This is a genomic window from Hyphomicrobium sp. 2TAF46 (genome assembly GCF_052114865.1).
In the GTDB taxonomy this organism is placed as follows: Bacteria; Pseudomonadota; Alphaproteobacteria; order Rhizobiales; family Hyphomicrobiaceae; genus Hyphomicrobium_B.
In genome coordinates, this window is the sequence record NZ_JBFRFO010000002.1 from 376225 (window position 1) to 399044 (window position 22820).

Below are 22820 nucleotides of genomic sequence, written 5' to 3' on the forward strand. Positions count from 1 at the left end.
GCCGCTTGAAGGATTAGCGGCAGGCTGATTTGGAGGGACGGTTGGTTGGGCTGCCGTTGTCCCTCCGGCGTCTTGAGCAAGTACTGCGGACGCTCCTAACATGACGCATACAAGCGCCATTGCTGGCGCCATGGTGACCATGCGCGTTGACATCAACAACCCCTGTGCTCCCGGACACGGATTACTCGGACCAATGCCTCAGCAGTGATCGAGCAATCGCGACTCCTTTTTCCCAAGAGCAGGAAAAGTTCTTGAGTATATCAGGTCAATATTCCCGGAGACCCTTGAACTCGTTCGGAATTGAAGTGTTGTACAATTGATACTTTCAGGGCATTCGCCTGGGAAATTTAGGACGATGAGTGAGGGAATTATTCCCGAATCTGGCATGGCGGAGATCGCTTGATCAACGCGAGTAAGCCGGTGGCCGGGTGCAAAGCCAGATCCTCGTCAAGACGTATGGCCACACGAGGTGGAGCTGCCGTCTGTCGAGTGGATCTCAGCAAATCCGCAGATCTTGCGTCACGTCTCGTTGGCCCAATGGTGGCATGACACCGGTGCACGGGGCAAATCGAGGAAAGGCAAGTCCATTCCGGAAAAAACCAACGAAACCAATGGTTCCGATGGTGGGCACTAGAGGGATCGAACCTCTGACCCCTACCATGTCAAGGTAGTGCTCTACCGCTGAGCTAAGTGCCCGGAAGAAGCGAGCTTCTAGAGGGTTAGCGCTACTCCGGTCAAGCCCTGGAGCGCGGCAAATCGGCCGGATGTGAAATTTAAATTCTCAGACCGCCAGAAGACGGTCGACCTCGCGCACCAAATCCTTGAGGTGGAACGGCTTGGAGAGGACGCGAGCATCCTTCGGCGGCTGGTTTTCACTGTTGAGAACGACGGCCGCGAATCCGGTGATGAACATGATCTTGAGATCGGGGTCGATCTCGCTCGCGCGGCGGGCGAGTTCGATGCCGTCCATCTTCGGCATGACGATGTCTGTGAGGAGGAGCGTGAACGGCTCGGTCTTGAGACGGTCGTAGGCATCCTCGCCGTTCTCGAAGGCGACGACGTCGTAGTTCGCTTTTTCGAGCGCCTTGACGAGGAAACCGCGCATGGACTCGTCATCCTCGGCGAGCAGGATGCGGCGGATCGGCAGGCTGGAGGGCTTGGCTGTCATGACTACTCTGATGTGCGGAATGTCCCAGACGAGAAGTACCCGATATCTCGTCTAATGCAAATTTGGCCCGACTTTGGTAAACGGAGCATGAAACTGTGGAAATGCCGATAGCACCGCGGCAGTTGCGCATCACTCGAGTTGATGCGCGTCGAAGTTCCGAAGTCACCGCTTAACAAGGTACACGCAAACGACGCACGCCTTAGTCTTCCATGGACTTACGCCGGCTGCATTGGCAATGTATTCCGCGATGAGCCACGAAATTGCGGCCGGGATCTGAACGAGACACTGCTAATCATGCACGACGATAGATCCCACGACGTACCGAGAGCATTTTTCCCGTCTTTCGACGTCCTGGCGCCACGTGTTCAAACCGCGCCGTTCGTCTTCTCGTCGCCGCATTCAGGAAGGCTTTATCCGCCTGAATTCCTGGCGATCTCGCGGCTCGATCCGAAAACGCTGCGCCGCTCGGAAGATTGCTTCGTCGACCGCCTTTTCCGCCCCGTGGCGAGCCTCGGAGCACCGATCATCAGCGCCCGTTTTCCTCGCGCGTATCTCGATCTGAACCGCGAGCCTTACGAGCTCGATCCCGAACTCGTCGATGAGCCTTTACCGGCCCACGCGAACACACAATCGATTCGCGTCGCCGGCGGCCTGGGCACGGTTGCCCGCATCGTCGCTGACGGCGAAGAAATTTATCCGGACCGTTTAAGTCTCGACAGCGTGCTCGCACGCATCGAGCAGCTCTACTTCCCGTTCCATGCCGAGTTGTCGAGACTGGTCGCGGCGACGCGCGAGACCTTCGGTTACGCCGTTCTCATCGACTGCCACTCCATGCCGTCGACGGCGATGGCTCCGGGCAGCGCGCTGCGGCCCGACATCGTCATCGGAGATCGCTTCGGCGCCGCCGCCGATCCGCGCCTGACGCTTCTGGTGCGAGATGAGTTTCAGCGCCGTGGCTTCAAGGTGCAATTGAACCGGCCATACGCAGGCGGCTACATCACCGAGCATCACGGCCGGCCAGACCGCGCCACGCACGCGATCCAAATCGAGATCAACCGCGGGCTCTACATAAACGAGCTGACGTTTCAAGAAACCACTGGCTACGCGCGCCTTGCCGAAGCGCTGACCGAGATCGTTACGTCCCTGTTCCGCGACGTCCCTGGTCTGCTCGACTATCGTGCCGCCGCCGAGTGAGCTGGCATCGTTAGGTTAAGGAAATGACTTAAGAAAAAGGGCCGTCCGAATTTTTCACGAACGGCCCAAGTCTAGGGAGGAAACGCCCAAGGAGGGCTGCGAAGCGCGAGCCGAGCTCACATATCGCACTGCAAAAAATATAGGTGCAGCGCATTATCGGCAATTGCGATTTATGCAGAGCTGCATGGCTTGAAACGCGGGCCTCGGCCGAAAGGCCGTTTTGCCTCTTCCCGGCTTTCAACTGATGCGGGAGGGGCGGTTCCCAATAAAGAAGGCCGTCCGAAAGCCGAACGGCCCAAGTCTAGGGAGGAAACGCCCAAATTGGGCAGCGATTGCGGTGAAGCGTGTCAACGCAACCACCTCCGAACGATGAGCTGCTTCGGTCATCGCCGCAATCTCTACGAGTATAATCTTAGCACATCGGATCGGGCATGTATCCACCCCGCCACAACTTACGTTACCAATGTGTATCTAGTTCAACATTGCAGTAGTTCGAAGTAGCCTCTGATAGTAAATGCCCAGACAGCAAACACTTGAAATCACAGGGTGAGCGCGTGCCGGGACCGTCACCCGCAGCGGAATTTCAGGCCATTGTCCGCGTGGCCCACGAGCTGGCCGATATTTCAGGCCCCGTTATCCTCAAGCATTTTCGCAAGGCAATGCCTGTGGAAAACAAGGCCAGCGGGGGTGCATTCGATCCGGTCACCAAGGCCGACCGAGGCGCGGAAAAAGCGATATCCGAGGCCCTTGCAACAAAATTCCCCGATCACGGCCTCGTCGGCGAAGAGTTCGGGACGAAGGCCGGAACGAGCCCCTATCAATGGATCGTCGATCCCATCGACGGGACGCGATCCTTCATCATCGGGTCGCCGATGTGGGGCACGCTAATCGGAGTTCTGAAAGACGAGAAGCCTGTCTTCGGCCTCATGGATCAGCCCTTCACCGGCGAACGTTTCTGGTCCACCGACAAGGCCGCCTACCACAGCATTCGGGGCGGACGGCCAGTGCGGCTCAAAACACGCCAGTGCCCCCGCATCGAAGATGCCGTCTTGACCACGACGCATCCCGAAATGTTCGCCGAGCCCGAACAACTCGCGGCTCTCGACACCCTTAGAAAAAAGGCTCGGCTGACCCGCTACGGCGGCGATTGCTACGGCTACTGCCTCCTCGCCTCGGGTCTCGTCGATATCATTATCGAGCCGGGGCTGAAGCCATACGATATCGTCGCTCTCATCCCGATCATCGAGCGGGCCGGTGGCGTCGTCACGACATGGACCGGCGGCAGCCCGTCGGACGGCGGAAACATCCTCGCGTCGGGCGACGCGCGCCTGCACGAAGAAGCGCTGGCGATGATCAATAAGCTCTAAACCCGTTCGTGAGGCGACGTCTCGATGCCCATATAGGCGTCGAAAGCCGCCCAGAACCGTTGGCGAATGGCATCCGTTTCCTGAAGAATTTCGTGCCGCGATCCGGGAATGAGAATGTGCCCGCCGGACTTGAGATCGACGGCGAAATCCTCGATCGCCTGCGGAGAAACGACCTGATCTGCGCCGGCCGCAAACAACATCATCGGCACCGAGACGTATTTCGGATAATCGGGACGCGAAAGCATGGAGCAGCTTCGTAGCGCCGCCCTGAGCCACCCGACCGTCGGCGCCCCGAGCGACAGATCGGGAGCAGCTTCGATGATCGATTTGATCCGCGACCATCGAACGAAGTCCGCTGTCAGCCGGTTGCCATCGAAATCCGTGAGGTCGTTGGGCTCGTTGCCGCCTCCCCGAACATAGGTGGTCGCAAATCCAGACATTGACGCGATGTTGGAATAGGCCTTCGCCAGAGGCCTGCTGGCGCCCAGCATCCGCTCGTGAATTTCAATCATCGGCGACAGTAGGATCATGCGCGCGAACGGGCTCGCTTCATCCTGGGCTCCGCGCAAAAGAATGTTGCCGCCGAGCGAATGGCCAAGCCCGATGAGCGGCTCGGGCAGCGCCGGCCTGACGATCTCATCGATAAAGATCGCAAGATCGCGGTCGTATTCGGTGAAGGCGACGACGTGGCCCTTCCGGCGGTTGCCGAGCACCCGCTCCGATCCCCCTTGCCCGCGGAGATCGAAAATCGCGACGCCGAAGCCGCGACGGCGCAAGTCGGCGATGACCTCGAAATACTTTTCGATGAACTCGCCGCGGCCCTGCACGATGCACACCGTGCCTCGCGGCGGCCCGCGCGTCGCTTCCCAAAGGGCACATCGAAGCTTCAGTCCGTCGTAGCCGTCGAAAGCCGTTACTTGCGCGCCGCTGGGGACGGGATTGATCGAGAGCGAAACGAGTTTCATCTACCTCTCTTTGAGCCTGAGCAGCTGAGCCGGCGTCTGAGGCCGGTGACACGATAAACGCCTAGCACACGATATTGGCGGCGAACCCTCTTGAAGCCGTTTTTCCGCTTCCTACCTGTTTCATGCGGTTGCCGCAAAGCGGGACCGCATCACGGAAAGGGCCAGTCCGACGGACTGGTTCACATGTCGCTTCTTAGGAGGATATGTCATGCGACACGCAGAATTCGCTCCCTTTTATCGTTCCGCAATCGGCTTCGATCGTCTGTTCCAGCTCTTGGATCAGTCCACAGGTTTCGACAGCGAATCCACCTACCCGCCATATAATATCGAACGTACCGGCGAGAACGCGTACCGGATCACGTTGGCGGTTGCCGGCTTCTCTGAGGGCGAGCTGAAGATCGAGGTCAAGGAACAGACGCTTTCGGTCGCCGGTGAAAAAGCCGCCGAGACGGGTGAAAAGACTTACCTGCATCGTGGCATCGCAGCCCGCGCGTTCGAGCGCCGCTTCCAGCTTGCAGACCATGTCGATGTGACCGGCGCGGCGTTCGAAAACGGACTTCTCCACGTCGAGCTCGTCCGCAACGTCCCGGAGAGCAAGAAGCCCCGCACGATCGCGATCGGCACGTCCAGCGCCGTCCAGCAGATCGAGGCCAAGGCCGCCTAAAGGCCTTTTGCCAACGATTAATAAGGCCTTTAAAACGGCAGCTGCGCCCCGGCGTGGCTGCCGTTTGCCGTGAGTCGTCTTCTGAAGAAATATTGTTGCCAAGTGGCGTCCCGAACCTTGCCGGAAACGATTGCGTAGCGCGCCTCGTCTTACCGCTTGTGCCGCAGTGTCAAATCTGTAGTATTCGCTAGATTAGGTCAATACTACTGTCCTTTGTGCGCCGATAGGGCGAGCACGGAGGACGGTTCGGACGTTACGCGATCGGCCGAGGCATTGCTTTGCGGCCGGTTGTGGCGTGGGAGACATTTTGGTGTTCGAAAGCAGGATAAGCGGTTTGCAGAGCCGCGCGTTCGGCCGCGGGCGTCATGCGGTACGCCGCAGTGCGCTGGCCCGAAGTGACCGAAAGCGCCCGCGCTACGCGTGACCGGTGCTCTCCGGCGGCGTAGCGCTGCACAAAACATTGAATGAGCCGCGCCTCCAACAGGCGTCCTACCACACCGAAGTTCAGAAATTCAGGCCACTGGCCATACGAGGCAACAGATGAGCGAAGGTTACCTGTCTCCGCTGGAAGACGAAATCGGCGACGGAAGCCGTCCGGCGGCGGAAGGTCTTTTTGATCCGGCCCTTGAACGCGACGCATGCGGCGTCGGCTTTATCGCGAACCTCAAGGGTCGCAAGTCGCACGCCATCGTCGAGGGTGCGCTGAAGATTCTCGAGAACCTCGAGCACCGCGGCGCCGTAGGCGCCGATCCTCTGTCGGGCGACGGCGCCGGCATCCTGATTCAGATTCCGCACGACTTCCTGGCGGCAGAGACCAAATCCGCGGGCTTCGAATTGCCGGCACCCGGCCACTATGCTGTCGGTCAGGTCTTCATGCCCCGCGACGAGCGCCTTCGTACCCACTGCGAACGCGTCTGGGCGCGCTGCCTCAAGGAAGAAGGTCTGGAGTTGATCGGCTGGCGCACCGTGCCAGTCGACAACAGCTGTCTCTCGGAAATGGTGCGCGATGTCGAGCCGGTGCAGCGGCAGGTGTTTGTCCGCCGTCCCGCGTCGATGGACGACCAGGAACAGTTCGAGCGTCACCTCTATACCGTTCGCAAGGTCGTCTCGAATGCCATTCACGACGCCTACAAGGGTCGCGACATCGGGCATTACACCGTTTCGCTCTCGACGCGCACGGTCGTCTACAAGGGCATGTTCCTGTCATACCAGGTGAAGGCCTACTACAAGGATCTTTCCGATCCGCGCCTGGTGTCGGCGCTGGCTCTCGTTCACCAGCGCTTCTCGACCAACACCTTCCCGTCCTGGAAGCTTGCCCATCCCTACCGGATGGTCGCGCATAACGGCGAAATCAACACGCTGCGTGGCAACGTCAATTGGATGGCCGCCCGCCAGGCGTCCGTATCCTCGCCGCTTTTCGGCGACCGCATCTCGAAGCTGTGGCCGATCTCCTATGAAGGCCAGTCCGACACCGCCTGCTTCGACAACGCGCTCGAGTTCCTCGTGATGGGCGGCTACAGCCTCTCGCACGCTGCGATGATGCTGATCCCAGAAGCCTGGGCCGGCAATCCGACGATGGATACAAAGCGCCGCGCCTTCTACGAATATCATGCCTGCTTGATGGAACCGTGGGACGGCCCGGCGGCGATGGCCTTCACCGACGGCCGCCAGATCGGCGCCACGCTCGATCGCAACGGCCTCCGCCCCGCCCGCTATCTCGTCACCAAGGACGACACCGTCATCATGTCCTCGGAGTCGGGTGTGCTGCCCGTTGCCGAGGAAAACATCGTCAAGAAGTGGCGACTGCAGCCCGGCAAGATGCTGCTGATCGACCTCGAAAAGGGTTGCATCATCTCCGACGAGGAACTGAAAGCGGAAATCGCCGCCAGCCACCCTTACGAGACGTGGCTGAAGCGAACGCAAATCAAGGTTTCTGACCTGCCTCTTCCGGCGAAGGGCGCCTCAGCGGCGAAATCGAACGTCGCGCTGCTCGATCTCCAGCAGTCGTTCGGCTACACGCAGGAAAGCATCAAGTTCCTGCTGACGCCGATGGCCGAGAAGGGCGAGGAAGCCACCGGCTCGATGGGAACCGACACACCGATCTCGGCGCTGTCGTCGAAGTCGAAGCTGCTGCACACCTACTTCAAGCAGAACTTCGCGCAGGTCACGAACCCGCCGATCGACTCGATCCGCGAAGAGCTGGTGATGAGCCTCGTCTCGTTCATCGGTCCGCGTCCGAACATCCTCGATCTCCAAGGCACCTCGAAGCAGAAGCGCCTCGAAGTCGCTCAACCGATCCTGACGAACGAAGATCTTGAGCGCGTCCGCGGCATCGGCGCCGTCAAGGACAACGACTTCGAATCCATCACGATCGACATCACCTATCCGGCCGAGAAGGGCGAGGGCGGCATGGGTCCCGCACTCGACGGCATTTGCGCCGAGGCGGAAGAGTACGTTCGCGCCAAAGAGTTCAACATCATCATTCTGTCCGACCGCCGCGCCGGACCGGACCGCATCGCGCTGCCCTCGTTGCTCGCAACGTCGGCGGTGCATCATCATCTGATCAAACAGGGGCTCCGAACCTCGGTTGGTCTCGTCGTCGAGACGGGCGAAGCGCACGAGATCAATCAGTTCTGCACGCTTGCGGGCTACGGCGCCGAAGCCATCAACCCCTATCTCGCATTCGAAACGCTCTACACGATGCTCCCCGAGCTTCCCGAGGGAACGACTCCGGAAATGGTGAAGAAGCGCTTCATCAAGGCCATCGGCAAAGCCATGCTGAAGGTCATGGCGAAGATGGGCATCTCGACCTACCAGTCCTATTGCGGCGCCCAGATCTTCGACGCCGTCGGCCTGCGGTCGAGCTTCGTCGATCGCTATTTCACAGGCACGCACACTCAGGTCGAAGGCGTCGGCCTGCGCGAGATCGCGCGCGAAACGGTCGAGCGTCACAAGGCGGCCTTCGGCGACGTGCCGGTGCTGGCCAACGCGCTCGAGGTCGGCGGCGAATACGCATATCGCATCCGCGGCGAGGCGCACATGTGGCGCCCCGGAACGGTGGCCGATCTTCAGCATGCCGTCCGCGCGACCGACAACAAGGAAGCGATGAGCGGACGCGTCCCGCAGAAGTTCCGCGACTTTTCGAAGTCGATCAACGATCAGTCCGAGCAGCTGATGACGCTGCGCGGCATGTTCCGCATTCGCTCGGCCGAATCCTTCGGCCGCAAGCCTGTGCCGATCGAGGAAGTGGAATCCGCTGCCAGTATCGTGAAGCGGTTCTCGACCGGCGCCATGAGCTACGGCTCGATCAGCCGCGAAGCGCACACCACGCTCGCCATCGCGATGAACCGCATCGGCGGCCGTTCGAACACCGGCGAAGGCGGCGAAGAATCCGATCGCTTCAAGCCGATGGCCAACGGCGACTCGATGCGCTCGGCGATCAAGCAGGTTGCCTCCGGCCGTTTCGGAGTGACGACGGAATACCTCGTCAACTCCGACATGATGCAGATCAAGATGGCCCAGGGCGCCAAGCCCGGCGAAGGCGGCCAGCTGCCCGGTCACAAGGTCGATGCGACGATCGCCAAGGTTCGCCACTCGACACCGGGCGTAACCCTCGTCTCGCCGCCGCCGCATCACGACATCTATTCGATCGAAGATCTGGCGCAGCTCATCTACGACCTGAAGAACGTCAACCCGAAGGCTGATGTCTCGGTGAAGCTCGTCTCGGAAGTCGGCGTCGGCACCGTTGCGGCAGGCGTCGCGAAGGCACGCGCTGACCACGTGACGATTTCGGGCTTCGAGGGCGGCACCGGCGCGTCTCCGCTGACGTCGATCAAGCACGCGGGTAGCCCTTGGGAAATCGGCCTCGCCGAAACCCATCAGACCCTTGTCGCCAACCGCCTGCGCGGCCGTATCGCCGTTCAGGTCGACGGCGGCATCAGGACTGGCCGCGACGTCGTGATCGGAGCGTTGCTCGGCGCCGACGAATTCGGCTTCGCGACCGCGCCGCTGATCGCAGCGGGCTGCATCATGATGCGCAAGTGTCACCTGAACACCTGCCCCGTCGGCGTCGCAACGCAAGACCCCGTCCTGCGCGCGAAGTTCTCCGGCAAGCCCGAACATGTGATCAACTACTTCTTCTTCGTCGCCGAAGAAGTCCGCGAGATCATGGCACAGCTCGGCTTCCGCTCCTTCAGCGAGATGATCGGCCAAAGCGATCAGCTCGATAAGGATCGCGCGATCGAGCACTGGAAGGCACGCGGGCTCGACTTCACGAAGCTCTTCCATAAGACCCATGCGCCGAAGGGCGTCGCCATCTTCAACAGCGAGCGTCAGGACCATGGCCTCGACAAGGTCCTGGACGTCCAGCTCATCGAGATTGCGAAGCCCGCTCTTGAATTGAAACGGCCGGTGAAAGCCGACCTCGAAATCAGGAACGTGAACCGCTCGACCGGCGCGATGCTTTCAGGCGAAGTCGCCAAGCGCTTCGGCCATGCCGGCTTGCCGGAAGACACCATCTGGTTCTCGCTCAAAGGCACGGCTGGACAGGCATTCGGCGCCTGGGTCGCACACGGCGTCACACTCGACCTTATCGGCGAAGGCAACGACTACGTCGGCAAGGGATTGTCGGGTGGCAAGCTGATCGTCCGCCCTGATCCGAAATCCTCGATCACGCCCGAGGAAAGCATCATCGTCGGCAACACCGTGCTTTACGGCGCGATCACCGGCGAATGCTATTTCCGCGGTGTCGCCGGCGAGCGCTTCGCTGTCCGCAACTCGGGCGCCTACGCCGTCGTCGAAGGCACCGGCGATCACGGCTGTGAGTACATGACGGGCGGCGTCGTCGTCGTTCTCGGACAGACCGGCCGCAACTTCGCTGCCGGCATGTCGGGCGGCATCGCCTACGTGCTCGACGACAAGGGCGACTTCGAAGGCCGTCTCAACAAGGAGATGGTGCAGCTCGAAGCGCTGACGGCCGATGCAGGCTCGCTGCAGAAGCTTGCCCAGCAGGGCGGCGACGTGGCGATCGCGGTCCGGAACGTGATGGTCGATATGCGCGAGCAGGATGTCGAACGTCTGCACACGCTCATCTCGCGCCATGCGCACTACACCAACTCGCGCCGTGCTCAGGAAATCCTGAAGAACTTCACCGACTACCTGCCGAAGTTCAAAAAGGTGATGCCGGTCGAATACCGTCGCGCACTGACTGAGCTGGCGAAGGCCCGCGAAACCAATCGCGAGGCTGAGCTTGAGGCCGCAACCAAGCAATAGCTATCGCTCAGCCAATCACGAATTAGAAAGACGAAAAAAGAAATGGGCAAGCCGACAGGTTTTCTGGAAATCGACCGCGCCGACCGCAAGTACAAGCCGGTCGAAGAGCGTCTGAAGCACTATAAGGAATTCGTCGTTCCGCTGGCCGAGCCTGAAGTCAAGAAGCAGGCGTCGCGCTGCATGGATTGCGGCATCCCGTATTGTCACTCGGGCTGCCCCGTCAACAACCAGATCCCCGATTGGAACGATCTCGTCTATCGCGGCGACTGGAAGGAAGCGTCCGACAACCTTCATACGACGAACAACTTCCCAGAGGTGACGGGCCGCATCTGCCCCGCGCCTTGCGAAGCGTCGTGCACGCTGAACATCGACGACAAGCCGGTGACGATCAAAACGATTGAAAACACCATCGCCGATCGCGCCTGGGAAGAAGGCTGGGTCCTGCCGCTTCCGCCGGACAAGAAGACCGGCAAGAAGGTCGCCATCATCGGCTCGGGCCCTGCCGGCCTCGCAGCCGCGCAGCAGCTCGCACGCGCCGGTCACGACGTCCACGTCTACGAGAAGAATGCCCGCCCAGGCGGCTTGCTCGTTTACGGCATTCCCGATTTCAAGATGGAAAAGGGCGTCATCGCCCGTCGCGTCAAGCAGATGGAAGCGGAAGGCGTGACCTTCCATTGCGGCATCCACGTCGGCCAGGATCTCTCGGCGAAGTATCTTGAATCGAAGCACGACGCGGTGCTGATCGCCATCGGCTCCGAGCAGCCGTTCGACTTCTTCGCCAAATCTACGGGCCGCGATCTCGACGGTCTCCATTACGCCATGGATTTCTTGCCCCAGCAGAACCGGCGTAATTCCGGTGAGCCGCAGAAGCCAAAGACCAAGGAAATCTCCGCCAAGGACAAGCACGTCATCGTCATCGGCGGCGGCGACACGGGCTCCGACTGCATCGGCACCTCCTTCCGCCAAGGCGCGTTGAGCGTGACGCAGCTCGAAATCATGCCGATGCCGCCTGAGAAGGAGAACAAGGCGCTTTCCTGGCCGCATTGGCCGCTGAAGCTGCGCGTCTCCTCCTCGCAGGCCGAGGGCGCGAAGACCGAGTATTCGATTTCGACCACCGGCTTCTCCGGCGAAGGCGGCAAGGTGAAAAAGCTTCACTACACGCGCGTGAACGCCAACCTTCAGCCGATCAAGGGCACCGAAGGCGCGCTCGACGCCGATCTCGTTCTTTTCGCGATGGGCTTTTCGGGCCCCGTGGAAACCGACATCGTCAAGGAATTTGCGCTGCCCGTCGTTCCGCGCGGCCGCTTCAAGGGCCTTGACGCGACGGACAAGGACTACAAGCTTTCGACCTCGCCAAAACTCTTCTGCGCAGGCGACATCCGGCGCGGTCAGTCGCTCGTCGTCTGGGCGATCCGCGAAGGCCGGCAAGCCGCGCACGCCATCGACAAGTTCCTGATGGGATCGACCGTCCTGCCGCGCTAAACGGCGGCGTTACGCGAGACGCGGCGCAGTTGCGCCGAGACCGATAAGGCAGGCGCCGGCAATTCGTGCCGGCCCCAGCCGCTTACATTCTAGCGAAACGGACCTGACGCATCGGCGCAGTCCGTCCGTCGCTTGATCAAGCAGGAACGTACGTCAATCTGACCACGTCCTCGCCAATTCTATCGCTGGCCACTAGGCGGAGCGGCGGCCGTGGGCCTGCGAAGAACGGCTTGCCGCGACCGAGCACGACGGGGTGAAGGTACAGGCGGTACTCATCAATAAGACCAAAGTCAGTTAGGCTTCGTGCCAAGTCTGGTCCCCCAACTTGAACCTCCCCAACAATCTGAGCCTTGAGCGCGCGTATAGCCGCCTCGATGTCATTGTCGACAAGCGTGGCGTTAGGGCCGACCGAATCCAACGAGCGCGACACGACCCACTTCTGTTGGCGCCGCCACGCAGCCGCGAAGTCGCTCCGCGCCGCATCCCACTCGGGATGATCCTCGTCCCAATAACGCATGACTTCGTACAAGCGGCGACCGTACACGCTACCCACCTGCTCGCGCGCCTGCTCGATGTAATGATGGAAAAGCGTTGGGCTTGGCGCCATCGCCATATGGTCGACGTAGCCGTCCAAGGACTGGTTCATGCCAAAGACGAGCTTCGCCATACTGCGCTACTGCGGGATCATGTGGGGGTGGGCCAAGGAATGCGTTGCCACCGTCAACCCCGTCCCGGATTTTCTGCAGGCTTCGACTGGCTCGTCGTATCCGGCTTCGGCGGCCACGTCACGTCGTCGGCGCGGCCAGGCTTCGGCTGCAGCCGCTCGCCCTTGACCAGCAGCCGAAAATACGGCGCCTGCGTCGGCGAGAGACGCCCTCGGTCTTTATTACCCGACGGCGAAATCGAGCTCATAAGCGTCAAACCGCCGGCAATCTGATCGACCAGCAGATCGCCCCGCTGGCCCGAACCCTCACGCCGCGCCATCAGCGTCACCACCGATGCCGGAATCGCGGGCCGGACGATTTCGATCGTCTGCGATTCTTCGCGGCCGTTGTTGCCGACGATCTTGAGCGTGATCCTGCCATTGTCAGCCTTCTGATCGCCCGTGCCGTCGCCCGTGGCCGAAGGCGGCGAGCCGTCGCGCGATGAGCCCTTGACGACCGGTGTCCGGTTGAGCGCCTCCACGGGCTGCGCAACAGGCGACGACGGCGCCGGAGTCTTCACCGCATTGTCCGGATTGATCTTTGCCTGCTCGGGCTCCGCTCCGAGCAACGGAATGTTGCGGTTGGTCTTGGCTTGAATGAGATCCGGCCGCAATTCCTTCTCGACGAAATGTGCGAGCTTCCGGTTGCCGGCATCCGTGAAGTTGACGCCGTCCCGAAGCCGCAACAGCCGGATCGCACCCTCGAGATCGGGCCCGTACGACGAGTACGCGCCGTTTTCGTCGGTGAAGCCCTGGTAGGCGTCGATGTATTTATAGCCGTTGAGATAGGCGCGCTCGCGGATGACGTCATTCATCTTCTGAGCGAGTTCGTTGGCGTCCGAACGGGCGAGGTTCGGCATGCCCACCCAGTAGACGCCGGCGTTCTTGCTCTTGAACACCCGCATCAGGCGGTCGACGCGACGGGTATATTCGGCAAGCCAAGCTTCGCCTCCGGGAGGCAGACGCTTGCCGTCAGCGCCACGAAAGGACATGCGGTCGTCTTCGCCGACCATGACGATGGCGATGTTGAGCGGCTGCGTTGCGATCGTCTTTTCGAGGTTTGTAACCTTCGCGTCGAAGTCCGCGAGACCGATGCCCGAGAACGGCGTCACCTGCTTCTGGATATTCATCCGGGCGTCGGTGCCGAACGCGACGACTAGACCCGCCAGCAGGCCTTCAGCAAACCCGTCACCGTAGACGGTCACCTGATAGACGTCGTTATCGGGAAACGACGTGAGGAACGTCCCGCCCTGGTCGTCGTCTCCCGCGCGCACGGACGACCCAGGCACGGCCACGAGCGCGGCGAGAATTACCGCGAGCCAGAGGCAGAGATGCCTGGAGAAGGCGCTCATCCGGTCATGTGCCTTTCACGAACCGCAAGATTGCGGAGGGTGTATGATTCCAAGGCCCCACCATACAGCCTCGCTGCCCGGGCTCCAACGCCAGGCCGCATCGCCACAACCCCCATTGGGTTACCGCTTCGCCTGCGAGTTGGCGTGAGCGAGCACGCCATCGGAGGGCCAGCAGTCGATTTTCAGGCCATTCGCCTTTTGATAGAGCCCGATCTGCTTCCGCGTATTGGAGCCGATTTTCCCATCCGTCTTGTCCATGGGATAGCCCAAATCCTTGAGCTTGGCTTGCAGATCGTGAACGGTTTGCGTCCTCGGCTGCGCAAAGGATTTCCACGGCGTCACGAAATCCCCCTCGCCGCGAATGCGATCCCCGAGATTGCCGACGAAGAGCGCGTAGAGGTCGGACGTGTTGTAGAGCCGGATGACCCGGAAATTCTGCGCCGCGAGGAATGCCGGACCGTAGGCACCCGCCGGCATCATCAGGTAGGCGTCATCGCCAAGCTGCGCTTGCGTGAACGGCGCACCGCTGGCCTTTCGAAAGCCGAGCTTCAGCCAGTCACCGATCGGCCGGGCGTCGGGCGGTCCTTCGAGCGAGCAATCGGCCTTGGCGGGCGCAACGACCTCGTAACCCCAGCGCGCGCCGCGAACCCAACCCTTGCCCTCGAGCTGCCGCGCCGTGAACGCAAGCGCATCCGCGACCGAGCGCCAGATGTCGATCTTGCCGTCGCCATCGCCGTCGACCGCGTACTTAAGATATTCCGTCGGCATGGCCTGCGTCAGTCCGAGCGCTCCAGCCCACGACGATTTCATGTCGGAACGCGGCACGCCCTGTTGCAGCATCTGGAGCGCCGCGATCAGCTCCTCGCGGAATTTATCTTTGCGCTTTCCGGCATAGGCGAGCGTCGAAAGCATCCGGATCGCATCGTTCGGCGGATGATAAGACCCGTAGGCCGTTTCGCGGCCCCAAATGGCGACGAGCGTATACCGGTCGACGCCCGTCATCTTCTCGATGCGCTCGAGATCGGTTTTATGCTCGGCGAGAAACTTCCGGCCCTGGACCGCAAGCGATTCGAGATAGGGCTTCGAGAGATAATCGGCGGCGGTCTTCGTGAATTCCGCCTGGCCGCTGTTGTCGACCTTGGGCCGTCCGGGAATGTCGAGATCGGGAATGCTGTAATCGGGTTCGACGCCTGCGAAGGCCGCATCGAATGTTTTGCGGCTGACGCCCGCCGCCTTTGCATCGGGCCACAGGCTCTCGATAAAGGTGCGGAATTCTTCGGTAGGCTTCGCTTGGACGACGGACGCGGCAAACACCATTCCGGCCGCCAGGACGACGGCTGACAAGATCTCGAAAATGCGTCGTCCTAACAGCATCGATCGCTGCCTTCCTTGTGTAACTGGCCCCAATTGCGAACGAGCGCGGATGCGTGCGATTGCCCGATTTTCAGGGCATTTTTGGGGCTCAGACCTCGACGGTGCCCGCTTTCAAGGCATCGACGCGCCGTTCCCAGTTAAGCGCCTGCGCGACGATCTGTTCCAAATCGTCATGCTGTGGCCGCCACCCGAGCTTTTCCCGGATTTTTGCCGATGCGGCGACGATCGCCGCCGGATCGCCCGCGCGCGGGGGCGACAGGAGAACCCTGAAATCGACGCCGGACACCCGCTTCACCGCGGCGATGACCTCGATGACGGAATAGCCCTTCGAGTAGCCGCAATTGAAGATGTCGGACGCCCCGCCCCGCCGCAAATGATCGAGCGCCACCGAGTGCGCCTTCGCGAGATCGCTGACGTGGATGTAGTCCCGCACACAGGTGCCGTCAGGCGTCGGATAGTCGGTTCCGAAGACCTCCATTTGCGGGCGCTTGCCGAGAGCCGTCTCGCACGCGACCTTGATCAAATGTGTCGCGCGGGGTGTCGATTGCCCGGACCGGCCCTTTGGATCGGCGCCTGCGACGTTGAAATAGCGAAGTGCGACAAAACGGAAATCATGCGCGCGCGCCGCGTCCGACAGCATGATCTCGGTCATCTGCTTCGACGAGCCGTAGGGCGACATCGGAGCTGGCGGCGCACTTTCCGGCACCGGATTTTCTTCAGGATTGCCGTAGACCGCAGCAGTCGACGAAAAAATGAAATTCTTCACCCCGGTCTCGACGGCGGCGGCGATGAGGCCCCGTGATTTGACCGTATTGTTTAAATAATAGCCGAGCGGGTCGGCGACCGAATCCGGAACCACGATCGACCCGGCGAAATGAATGATCGCATCTACGCCGTGACTGAGCATCGTTTTTTTGACGAGATCGCTATCTGCAATATCGCCCACCACCAGCGTCGCACGGTGATCGACGGCCCAGCGAAACCCCGTAGACAGATTATCGATGACGACGACGTCCTCGCCCCTGTCCACCAGTTCGAGCACCATGTGGCTGCCGATGTAACCGGCCCCGCCGGTGACCAGTACGCTCATAGTTGCAATCGACTCCCGAGTTCGATAACCCACAGACCTAAAGGAGACAGCGCCTCGGCGCAAATGACCCGCCTCGCCCCACGAGATTCCTTCTCAAAATCGGGGAATAGCCATAAATCGTTACCAAATGAGCTTGGACCGCATCTCTGGCGTCCTTGGAGCATATGATGACCGTTGCAAAAAGACCTATCCGTAAAGCTGTCTTCCCGGTAGCAGGCCTCGGAACCCGGTTTCTCCCCGCCACCAAGGCAGTGCCGAAAGAAATGTTGACGGTCGTCGACCGGCCCGTCCTTCAGCATGTCGTCGACGAGGCGCGAGCCGCCGGCATTGAGCATTTCATTTTCGTCACCGGACGGAATAAGGGCGTCATCGAGGATCACTTCGACAAGCAGTTCGAGCTTGAATCGACACTCTCCTCCCGCGGCAAGAACAAGGAACTCGAAGCCCTCGCGCGCGATCTTCCGCAGGCGGGGCAAACGAGCTTCACGCGCCAGCAATCGCCGCTCGGTCTCGGTCACGCGGTGTGGTGTGCGCGGGAACTGGTCGGTGACGAGCCGTTTGCGCTGCTGTTGCCGGACATGCTCCATCACAGCCGCACGCCATGCTTGGGCGATATGATCGAAGCCTATGCGAATACGGGTGGCAACCTGATCGCCGTCGCACCCGTTCCCGACGACCAAACGCATCAATACGGCATCGTCGGCGTGAAGGATGTCAACGCCAAGGTCTCGCCAATCACCGGCATGGTCGAGAAACCGAAGCCAGGCACGGCGCCGTCCAACCTTCACATCAGTGGACGCTATATTCTGCAGCCGGAGATTTTCGGCCTTCTCGCAAAACAGGAGCGCGGTGCTGGCGGCGAAATCCAGATCACCGATTCCATGATCGGCCTGATGCAAGTCGCCGGACAGCCATTCCACGCCGTTCGTTTCGATGGCGACATCTACGACTGCGGATCGAAGCTCGGATTTTTGACGGCCAACGTCGCGCTGGCGCTCGAGCGCCCCGATCTTGCGAGCGACTTCAAGCGCGAGCTGAACAGGCTGCTCGCGGCGCACGCATAGGGTCTGCCATCGGCTTATTGGCGTAACCGGACGCCGAAGTGGACCTCGTCGCCCACATAGTCGTTCGGGACGCCGATGCCGTTGAAATTCACGTGCTGGTATTTCCCGAAAAGCACCGTGTTGCGATTGGCATAGTATTCGATGCCCACCGTTTCACTCCATTGCCTATCGTTGATGACGCCGTCTTGCGAGTTCTGGTTTGAATAGATAATGCCCGCGGAAGCGACGAGATAGCTTCTGAGCTGATGCCGAACCTCAAACCCGGCCGAACGATAGAAGGCGCCCCCGACATCCGCTGTCGTCGTTTCTGAAACGTCCGAACTGGCGTTGAACAGCACGGTCGTCAGTGGGGTCACCCGCCACGCCGCGTTGGCATCGATCGTCAGCCCATCGACAGCATGAAGACGGGAATCCTCCGGCGTCTGGATGCCGTACCCGAGACTGATGTCGCCGCGAAGAATTTCGCCGGCATTCCCGAACGACACGCCGACCCGGTAGCGCTGACCGTTCGACGTGCGGTTGATCGAGTCGCTCTGGGCGGCGATGGCATAATCGCGATGATTGTACGCAAACTCGACGTACGGCGAGAACGACGGCTTGAACTCCCACGAGGTTCTAAGCGTCTCCTCGTACACCGTGTAATCGCGATCCCTGTTGGACGTGACGACACCCGCGTCTTCGGTACTCCCGTACGTATAATCCTGAATACTTCCGCGAAGCTGCAACGACAGCCGATTGAAGCGCTGGTTGTAGGCGAGTTCCGCCCGGTCCGTATCGATGACCGACCGCGTGCCGACCGAACTCGCGTCAAGCGCCGAACGATCTTCCAGATATTGCTGCCGTGAAACCAACGCCTGGAGATTCGCGCGCTTGGTGATGTCGAGCCGGCCGCGCGCCTCGAGCGTATAGTCGCGATCGTCTTCCGTCGGAAAGTCGTTGTAGAAGCTCAGCACGCCGATGGCTCTGAGCTCGAGCGCATGCGTTCCCCAATTCGATACGAGCCTTGCTCCGGGCTTCACATCCATCGCCCAGTCGGAGGGCGAACCGGACGCGTGAAAAACGTTCGAGTAGTAGGACGCGCCGAACTCGACCTCGGGAAAGAGCACGAAACTGCCGACCTTGATGCCGACGGGATCATAGGGCTCCTGCCGGAAGAGCCGCCGCGTCGTCCGGTTGTCGGTATAGGGATCGAGATCTTCGATCTGAAAGAGCAACGGATCGTAGCCCGCAGGCGGATTTTCAATGAGAGCGGCTGCCTCCCCTTCTACCCGCGCTCCGCCAACCGTTGGATCTCCATCCAGCGCTTGCCGCGGCTCACCCGTCGTATCGACGCTGCCGTCAACGAGGCCCGACGGATCGGCGGACAAGCCCGCATCGCCATCTTCCGCCTGTCCACTCTGCTGAGATTCGGGATCGCCCGGCTGATCGGACTTCGATGCTTGATCGCCCGCGCCATCATCATCGTCTTGCGTGTCGGATTGAAGCGACGTCTGCTGCGACGAGCCGGTGCCAGAATTTTCGTTGATTGGCGTCTGCACGCCGGCCGGCGCAGTCTGGGCCAGGGCAGCCTTCTCCGGCACGCCCGAAAGCGTTACTAAAACAATTCCACTTATCAACCAGGCGGACAGCCGGTCGACCATTTCAGCGTCCCCATGAACGACTTTTCACGCGAAACGCCACAAGTCAGAAGAGGACCGTAGAAACGGTTGGTTAATGTCGCTTTAAGACGAACCAGGGGTTGCTTCTGCGCCCCTCAAAAGCGAAAGTGTTAATGTCGTTTGGCCGAGTCACAGGGGCAGCCGAACATCGGGCGAATGGGGGAAATCAAGCGGATGCAGAAGGTCATTCCATTCCAGCTGCCCGAGAGTGAGCGCCGGGGAACTGCTGGCGAATCCGATGAGACGACGCCGATTTCTTCAGCGCTTCGCACGCTCAATCTCGGCGCCGAAGGCTTGGCGCAGCTCGCGAACGACGTTGCGGGCCCCATGGCTCCGGCGTTCGATGAAGCCGTTCGCCGCCTGAAGGCCGTCAGCGGCCGCGTCATCGTAACCGGCATCGGCAAGAGCGGCCACGTCGCCCAGAAAATTGCCGCGACCTTCGCTTCGACCGGAACGCCAGCCTTCTTCGTTCACCCGGGCGAAGCCTCACACGGCGACCTCGGCATGATTACGCGATCGGATCTCATCCTCGCGCTGTCGTGGTCCGGTGAAACCGTTGAGCTCAAGCCGATCATTACCTATTCGCGCCGGTTCGCAGTGCCCTTGATCGCGATCACCTCGCAGGCGAACTCCGCTCTCGGCGAGCAAGCCGATATCCTTCTGCTTCTGCCGCGCGTGAAGGAAGCGTGCCCGCATGGCCTCGCGCCGACGACGTCGACCACCATTCAGCTGGCGATCGGCGATAGCCTCGCCATCGCGCTGCTGGACGCACGCGGCTTCACAGCCCACGACTTCAAGATCTTCCATCCCGGTGGATCGCTCGGCGCCAACCTCAAATACGTTGCCGACGTCATGCATCCGTCCGAACGGCTGCCGTTGATCGCAAGCGGCGCCCCGATGTCCGAAGCTCTTGTCGCAATGACCGAGAAAAGCTTCGGCTGCGTCGGCGTGACGGACGCCAAAGGGCGCCTCATCGGTGTGATCACCGATGGCGACTTGCGACGACACATGGGCGCTAAGTTGCTTGAAGTGACGGTCGACGAGGTGATGACCGCGAAGCCCAAGACGATCGCGCCGACTTTGCTCGCGTCAGCCGCCCTGGAACTGATCAACTCGTCTCGCATCACGGCGCTGTTTGTGGTCGAGAAGCAGAAGCCCATCGGCATCGTGCACGTCCACGATCTACTGCGCGTGGGCGTGGCCTAGTCGAAGGGGCAAGCGCAAGCGGACGCCCGTTAAAGCCAACCCTGCAGCTCGCGGCGCACCACCGCCTCGATCACGTCCACGCCTTCGGAACTGTCGTTGAGCGCTTTGAGATAGGCGAATTTCTCACCACCGTTGGATTCGAAGATATGCCGGTTCTCAACGTCGAGTTCTTCGAGCGTTTCGAGGCAATCGGCTGAGAAACCCGGCGCGACAAGGGCCAATTTCTTGACGCCCGATTTGGCCAGCGCCTCGACGGTCTTATCCGTATAGGGCTGCAGCCAGGGATCATTGCCGAAACGCGACTGAAAGGTCGTCAGCCAGCGGTCTTCCGCAATCCCGAGCTTCTGCCGCAGTAGCCGCGAAGTCTTCTGGCACTGGCAATGATAGGGGTCGCCGGCCTTGAAATACTTCTCCGGCATCCCGTGGAACGTCGCGATGATTTTCTCGGGCTCGAAATCGAGATCGGCCAAACTCCTGCGCATCGATTGGGCGAGCGCCTCGATGTAAGCCGGATGGTCGTGATAGCTCGGCGCCGTGCGGACCGCCGGTTGCCAACGCATCTTCATGAGCGCACGGAACGCTTGATCGCACGCCGTCGCCGTGGTGGCGGCTGCGTATTGCGGATAGAGCGGCACGAGCAGAATGCGGTCGCACCCCTGCTCTTTGAGCGCCTGTATGCGGCTCTCCGTCGTTGGATTGGCGTAGCGCATCGCCCAATCGACGACGATCCGCGGATCACCCTGAAACCGGCTGGTCAATTGCTCGGCCTGGCTCCGCGTGATCGTCTTCAGCGGCCCTTCGTCTCGCTCGTTATTCCAGATCGTCGCGTAATCGCGCCCTTTACGGCTCGGACGCACGGTCAGGATGATGAGATTGAGGATCGGCCACCACTTCCACTTCGGCTCCTCGATGACGCGCTCATCCGACAGAAACTCCCGGAGATAGCGGCGCATCGGCCAATAGCCGGTACCATCAGGCGTCCCAAGATTGAGAAGCAGAACGCCAATCCGGCCATGCGCGACCGGATCATGCCCAGCCGGCAGCGCGACAGATTCGGACTCGAACTGATCGGGTTTTGGAACTTCGTTCATCCGCGCTCCGAATAGCAGAAAATCAGCGCAACCCTAGCGGATCAGGCGCGCCGTTGCGATGGGGCAGAGGCGACGGTTTTTGCTGCCAGTCTGGGCTTCGACAAAGCAGGAGTTGGAACTGCCTCTCCGGCGCGGTCATCAACCGCAGCCGGTGCGGTCGTATGATCGGTTTGGCCGTTCGGACGCGCCGTCGATGGCGCCTCGACCAGCGGATCCAATGCCCGGCCATAGTTCCAATAGGCCCCAGCGCGCTTGATGAAGTCCCGCGTCTTCTCACAAAACAGCCGCTTCACGCGATATTCGGCCTGCTTCCGCAAAATCTGCTGCTGCTGCCGGCAAATGGCAATCGCCGCGTCCTTCTGCTCGTCCGTCAGGTCCGCGGCTGAAACCGCCGCAACCAGCACCGCGAGATCGTGATCGTCGCCGAGAAGCTGCGACAGTTCCCGCGCCGCATTCACTCGAACTGCGAATTCATCCGGCCAGGCTCGGCCGAGCAAGGCCATCTGCCGCCAGTGCCACTGCACCGCTTTGCGCAGCTCATGGAAGTTTTCGTCGGTCGGCTCGTCGTAGGCGTAACGCATTCCCTTCCGCGCCCGCCGGTAGCTCGCTTCGAGGCCCCCCGCGAGCGCCGCGAAACCGTGCTTCTTGAAGCCGAGGTTCGCGATTTTCTTCGCTTCCTGAATGAGGCGATCACGCGCACGGGCGGCCGTATCGGGTTCGAGGCGATCCGGCTCGTTTTCGGCACGAGCCACAAGGATCGCCTTGAACGGCGCCAGCGCGGCCTCGCCATCCGGGAATTCGTTTGCGAGCTTCCCGATGGTTTCGAGCATAACGGTCTGATCGCGCCGCGCCGACAAAAGCTTCGCGATCTCGCCCAGCGCCTTCGTGCGCCGCCGCGCCTTCTTTACCCCCAGGCTGTCCGCCGCCAGACGGATGTGCGCCCGCAGCCGCTTGATGGATTTCCGGCACTCGTGAACGGACTTGGGATTGGCTTCCGGACCGGCCAATTCGGCAAGCGAGCTATCCAGCTGCTCGCACGCAATACGACGAAACCCCTTTTCGACGGGCTCGTTGATTTTGAATCGATAGGGCATACGCGGGGACGGCTTCACGAGAGAATTGTGCCTGATCCTAGATCCGAACCACATAAAACTGTCACAAACAACGGCCG

16 protein-coding genes and 1 tRNA gene are annotated in these 22820 nt (G+C 61.0%); 7 read left to right on the forward strand and 10 right to left on the reverse strand.

From position 1 onward, the window contains the following. Window positions 1-621: 621 nt before the first annotated feature. Both AB4Z24_RS05680 and cpdR read right to left on the reverse strand, forming a co-directional pair. Window positions 622-696 (reverse strand) — tRNA-Val (locus AB4Z24_RS05680). Window positions 697-781: 85 nt separating this feature from the next. Further along, a complete protein-coding gene (gene cpdR, locus AB4Z24_RS05685) occupies window positions 782-1168 on the reverse strand; it encodes a cell cycle two-component system response regulator CpdR (RefSeq protein WP_290991693.1) in 387 nt (128 codons plus the stop codon). Window positions 1169-1462: 294 nt separating this feature from the next. Between cpdR and AB4Z24_RS05690 the strand changes: the two genes are divergently transcribed. Both AB4Z24_RS05690 and hisN read left to right on the forward strand, forming a co-directional pair. Next, the gene (locus AB4Z24_RS05690) at window positions 1463-2362 is read left to right on the forward strand and encodes an N-formylglutamate amidohydrolase (protein ID WP_441706431.1); all 900 of its coding nucleotides are present in this window, start codon (window positions 1463-1465) and stop codon (window positions 2360-2362) included. A 533-nt stretch (window positions 2363-2895) separates the two neighbouring features. Continuing rightward, window positions 2896-3729 carry a histidinol-phosphatase gene (hisN, locus tag AB4Z24_RS05695; RefSeq protein WP_441706433.1) on the forward strand — a complete coding sequence of 278 codons (834 nt, stop codon included), beginning with the start codon at window positions 2896-2898 and terminating at the stop codon, window positions 3727-3729. Here the strand turns inward: hisN and AB4Z24_RS05700 are convergent. Next, a complete protein-coding gene (locus AB4Z24_RS05700; protein WP_441706435.1) occupies window positions 3726-4694 on the reverse strand; it encodes an alpha/beta fold hydrolase in 969 nt (322 codons plus the stop codon). The genes hisN and AB4Z24_RS05700 overlap by 4 nt on opposite strands. Before the next feature lie 208 nt (window positions 4695-4902). Here AB4Z24_RS05700 and AB4Z24_RS05705 point away from each other — a divergent pair, with 208 nt between their 5' ends. The 3 genes from AB4Z24_RS05705 to AB4Z24_RS05715 all read left to right on the forward strand — a co-directional run bounded on the left by AB4Z24_RS05705 (window position 4903) and on the right by AB4Z24_RS05715 (window position 12111). After that, window positions 4903-5358 (forward strand): Hsp20 family protein, encoded by a 456-nt coding sequence (locus AB4Z24_RS05705; protein ID WP_441706437.1) that lies wholly within the window; start codon window positions 4903-4905, stop codon window positions 5356-5358. Window positions 5359-5898: 540 nt separating this feature from the next. Next, on the forward strand, window positions 5899-10629 hold the full coding sequence (gene gltB / locus AB4Z24_RS05710) for a glutamate synthase large subunit (RefSeq protein ID WP_441706439.1): 4731 nt from the start codon (window positions 5899-5901) through the stop codon (window positions 10627-10629). A 42-nt stretch (window positions 10630-10671) separates the two neighbouring features. Then, entirely contained in the window at window positions 10672-12111 is a 1440-nt protein-coding gene (locus AB4Z24_RS05715; protein WP_441706440.1) for a glutamate synthase subunit beta, read from the forward strand. 136 nt (window positions 12112-12247) lie between these two features. Here AB4Z24_RS05715 and AB4Z24_RS05720 read toward each other — a convergent pair whose 3' ends face one another. The 4 genes from AB4Z24_RS05720 to galE all read right to left on the reverse strand — a co-directional run bounded on the left by AB4Z24_RS05720 (window position 12248) and on the right by galE (window position 16630). Continuing rightward, on the reverse strand, window positions 12248-12778 hold the full coding sequence (locus AB4Z24_RS05720) for a dihydrofolate reductase family protein (RefSeq protein WP_441706443.1): 531 nt from the start codon (window positions 12776-12778) through the stop codon (window positions 12248-12250). Between the two features lie 53 nt (window positions 12779-12831). Further along, a complete protein-coding gene (locus AB4Z24_RS05725) occupies window positions 12832-14166 on the reverse strand; it encodes an SGNH/GDSL hydrolase family protein (RefSeq protein WP_441706445.1) in 1335 nt (444 codons plus the stop codon). 120 nt (window positions 14167-14286) lie between these two features. Beyond that, window positions 14287-15540 carry a lytic murein transglycosylase gene (locus tag AB4Z24_RS05730; RefSeq protein ID WP_441706447.1) on the reverse strand — a complete coding sequence of 418 codons (1254 nt, stop codon included), beginning with the start codon at window positions 15538-15540 and terminating at the stop codon, window positions 14287-14289. Between the two features lie 88 nt (window positions 15541-15628). After that, window positions 15629-16630 (reverse strand): UDP-glucose 4-epimerase GalE, encoded by a 1002-nt coding sequence (gene galE, locus AB4Z24_RS05735; RefSeq protein WP_441706449.1) that lies wholly within the window; start codon window positions 16628-16630, stop codon window positions 15629-15631. A gap of 167 nt (window positions 16631-16797) precedes the next feature. On the opposite strand from galE, the gene AB4Z24_RS05740 reads away from it, so the two are divergent. Then, a complete protein-coding gene (locus AB4Z24_RS05740; RefSeq protein ID WP_441706451.1) occupies window positions 16798-17694 on the forward strand; it encodes a UTP--glucose-1-phosphate uridylyltransferase in 897 nt (298 codons plus the stop codon). Window positions 17695-17708: 14 nt separating this feature from the next. Here AB4Z24_RS05740 and AB4Z24_RS05745 read toward each other — a convergent pair whose 3' ends face one another. Then, on the reverse strand, window positions 17709-19334 hold the full coding sequence (locus tag AB4Z24_RS05745) for an outer membrane beta-barrel protein (protein WP_441706453.1): 1626 nt from the start codon (window positions 19332-19334) through the stop codon (window positions 17709-17711). Window positions 19335-19526: 192 nt separating this feature from the next. Here AB4Z24_RS05745 and AB4Z24_RS05750 point away from each other — a divergent pair, with 192 nt between their 5' ends. Continuing rightward, entirely contained in the window at window positions 19527-20558 is a 1032-nt protein-coding gene (locus tag AB4Z24_RS05750) for a KpsF/GutQ family sugar-phosphate isomerase (RefSeq protein ID WP_441706455.1), read from the forward strand. A 29-nt stretch (window positions 20559-20587) separates the two neighbouring features. On the opposite strand, the gene hemH is transcribed toward AB4Z24_RS05750, so the two are convergent. Both hemH and AB4Z24_RS05760 read right to left on the reverse strand, forming a co-directional pair. Next, window positions 20588-21649, reverse strand: a complete 1062-nt coding sequence (gene hemH, locus AB4Z24_RS05755; RefSeq protein WP_441706456.1) for a ferrochelatase — start codon at window positions 21647-21649, stop codon at window positions 20588-20590. A 41-nt stretch (window positions 21650-21690) separates the two neighbouring features. After that, the gene (locus AB4Z24_RS05760) at window positions 21691-22743 is read right to left on the reverse strand and encodes a CHAD domain-containing protein (RefSeq protein ID WP_441706458.1); all 1053 of its coding nucleotides are present in this window, start codon (window positions 22741-22743) and stop codon (window positions 21691-21693) included. Between the last annotated feature and the right edge of the window lie 77 nt (window positions 22744-22820).

Bases quoted from the DNA above. Each gene is read 5' to 3' on its own strand.
- cpdR (WP_290991693.1), bottom strand. From the start codon at position 1,168: ATGACAGCCAAGCCCTCCAGCCTGCCGATCCGCCGCATCCTGCTCGCC.
- AB4Z24_RS05690 (WP_441706431.1), top strand. From the start codon at position 1,463: ATGCACGACGATAGATCCCACGACGTACCGAGAGCATTTTTCCCGTCT.
- AB4Z24_RS05700 (WP_441706435.1), bottom strand. From the start codon at position 4,694: ATGAAACTCGTTTCGCTCTCGATCAATCCCGTCCCCAGCGGCGCGCAA.
- AB4Z24_RS05705 (WP_441706437.1), top strand. From the start codon at position 4,903: ATGCGACACGCAGAATTCGCTCCCTTTTATCGTTCCGCAATCGGCTTC.
- gltB (WP_441706439.1), top strand. From the start codon at position 5,899: ATGAGCGAAGGTTACCTGTCTCCGCTGGAAGACGAAATCGGCGACGGA.
- AB4Z24_RS05715 (WP_441706440.1), top strand. From the start codon at position 10,672: ATGGGCAAGCCGACAGGTTTTCTGGAAATCGACCGCGCCGACCGCAAG.
- AB4Z24_RS05720 (WP_441706443.1), bottom strand. From the start codon at position 12,778: ATGGCGAAGCTCGTCTTTGGCATGAACCAGTCCTTGGACGGCTACGTC.
- AB4Z24_RS05725 (WP_441706445.1), bottom strand. From the start codon at position 14,166: ATGAGCGCCTTCTCCAGGCATCTCTGCCTCTGGCTCGCGGTAATTCTC.
- AB4Z24_RS05730 (WP_441706447.1), bottom strand. From the start codon at position 15,540: ATGCTGTTAGGACGACGCATTTTCGAGATCTTGTCAGCCGTCGTCCTG.
- galE (WP_441706449.1), bottom strand. From the start codon at position 16,630: ATGAGCGTACTGGTCACCGGCGGGGCCGGTTACATCGGCAGCCACATG.
- AB4Z24_RS05740 (WP_441706451.1), top strand. From the start codon at position 16,798: ATGACCGTTGCAAAAAGACCTATCCGTAAAGCTGTCTTCCCGGTAGCA.
- AB4Z24_RS05745 (WP_441706453.1), bottom strand. From the start codon at position 19,334: ATGGTCGACCGGCTGTCCGCCTGGTTGATAAGTGGAATTGTTTTAGTA.
- AB4Z24_RS05750 (WP_441706455.1), top strand. From the start codon at position 19,527: ATGCAGAAGGTCATTCCATTCCAGCTGCCCGAGAGTGAGCGCCGGGGA.
- hemH (WP_441706456.1), bottom strand. From the start codon at position 21,649: ATGAACGAAGTTCCAAAACCCGATCAGTTCGAGTCCGAATCTGTCGCG.
- AB4Z24_RS05760 (WP_441706458.1), bottom strand. From the start codon at position 22,743: ATGCCCTATCGATTCAAAATCAACGAGCCCGTCGAAAAGGGGTTTCGT.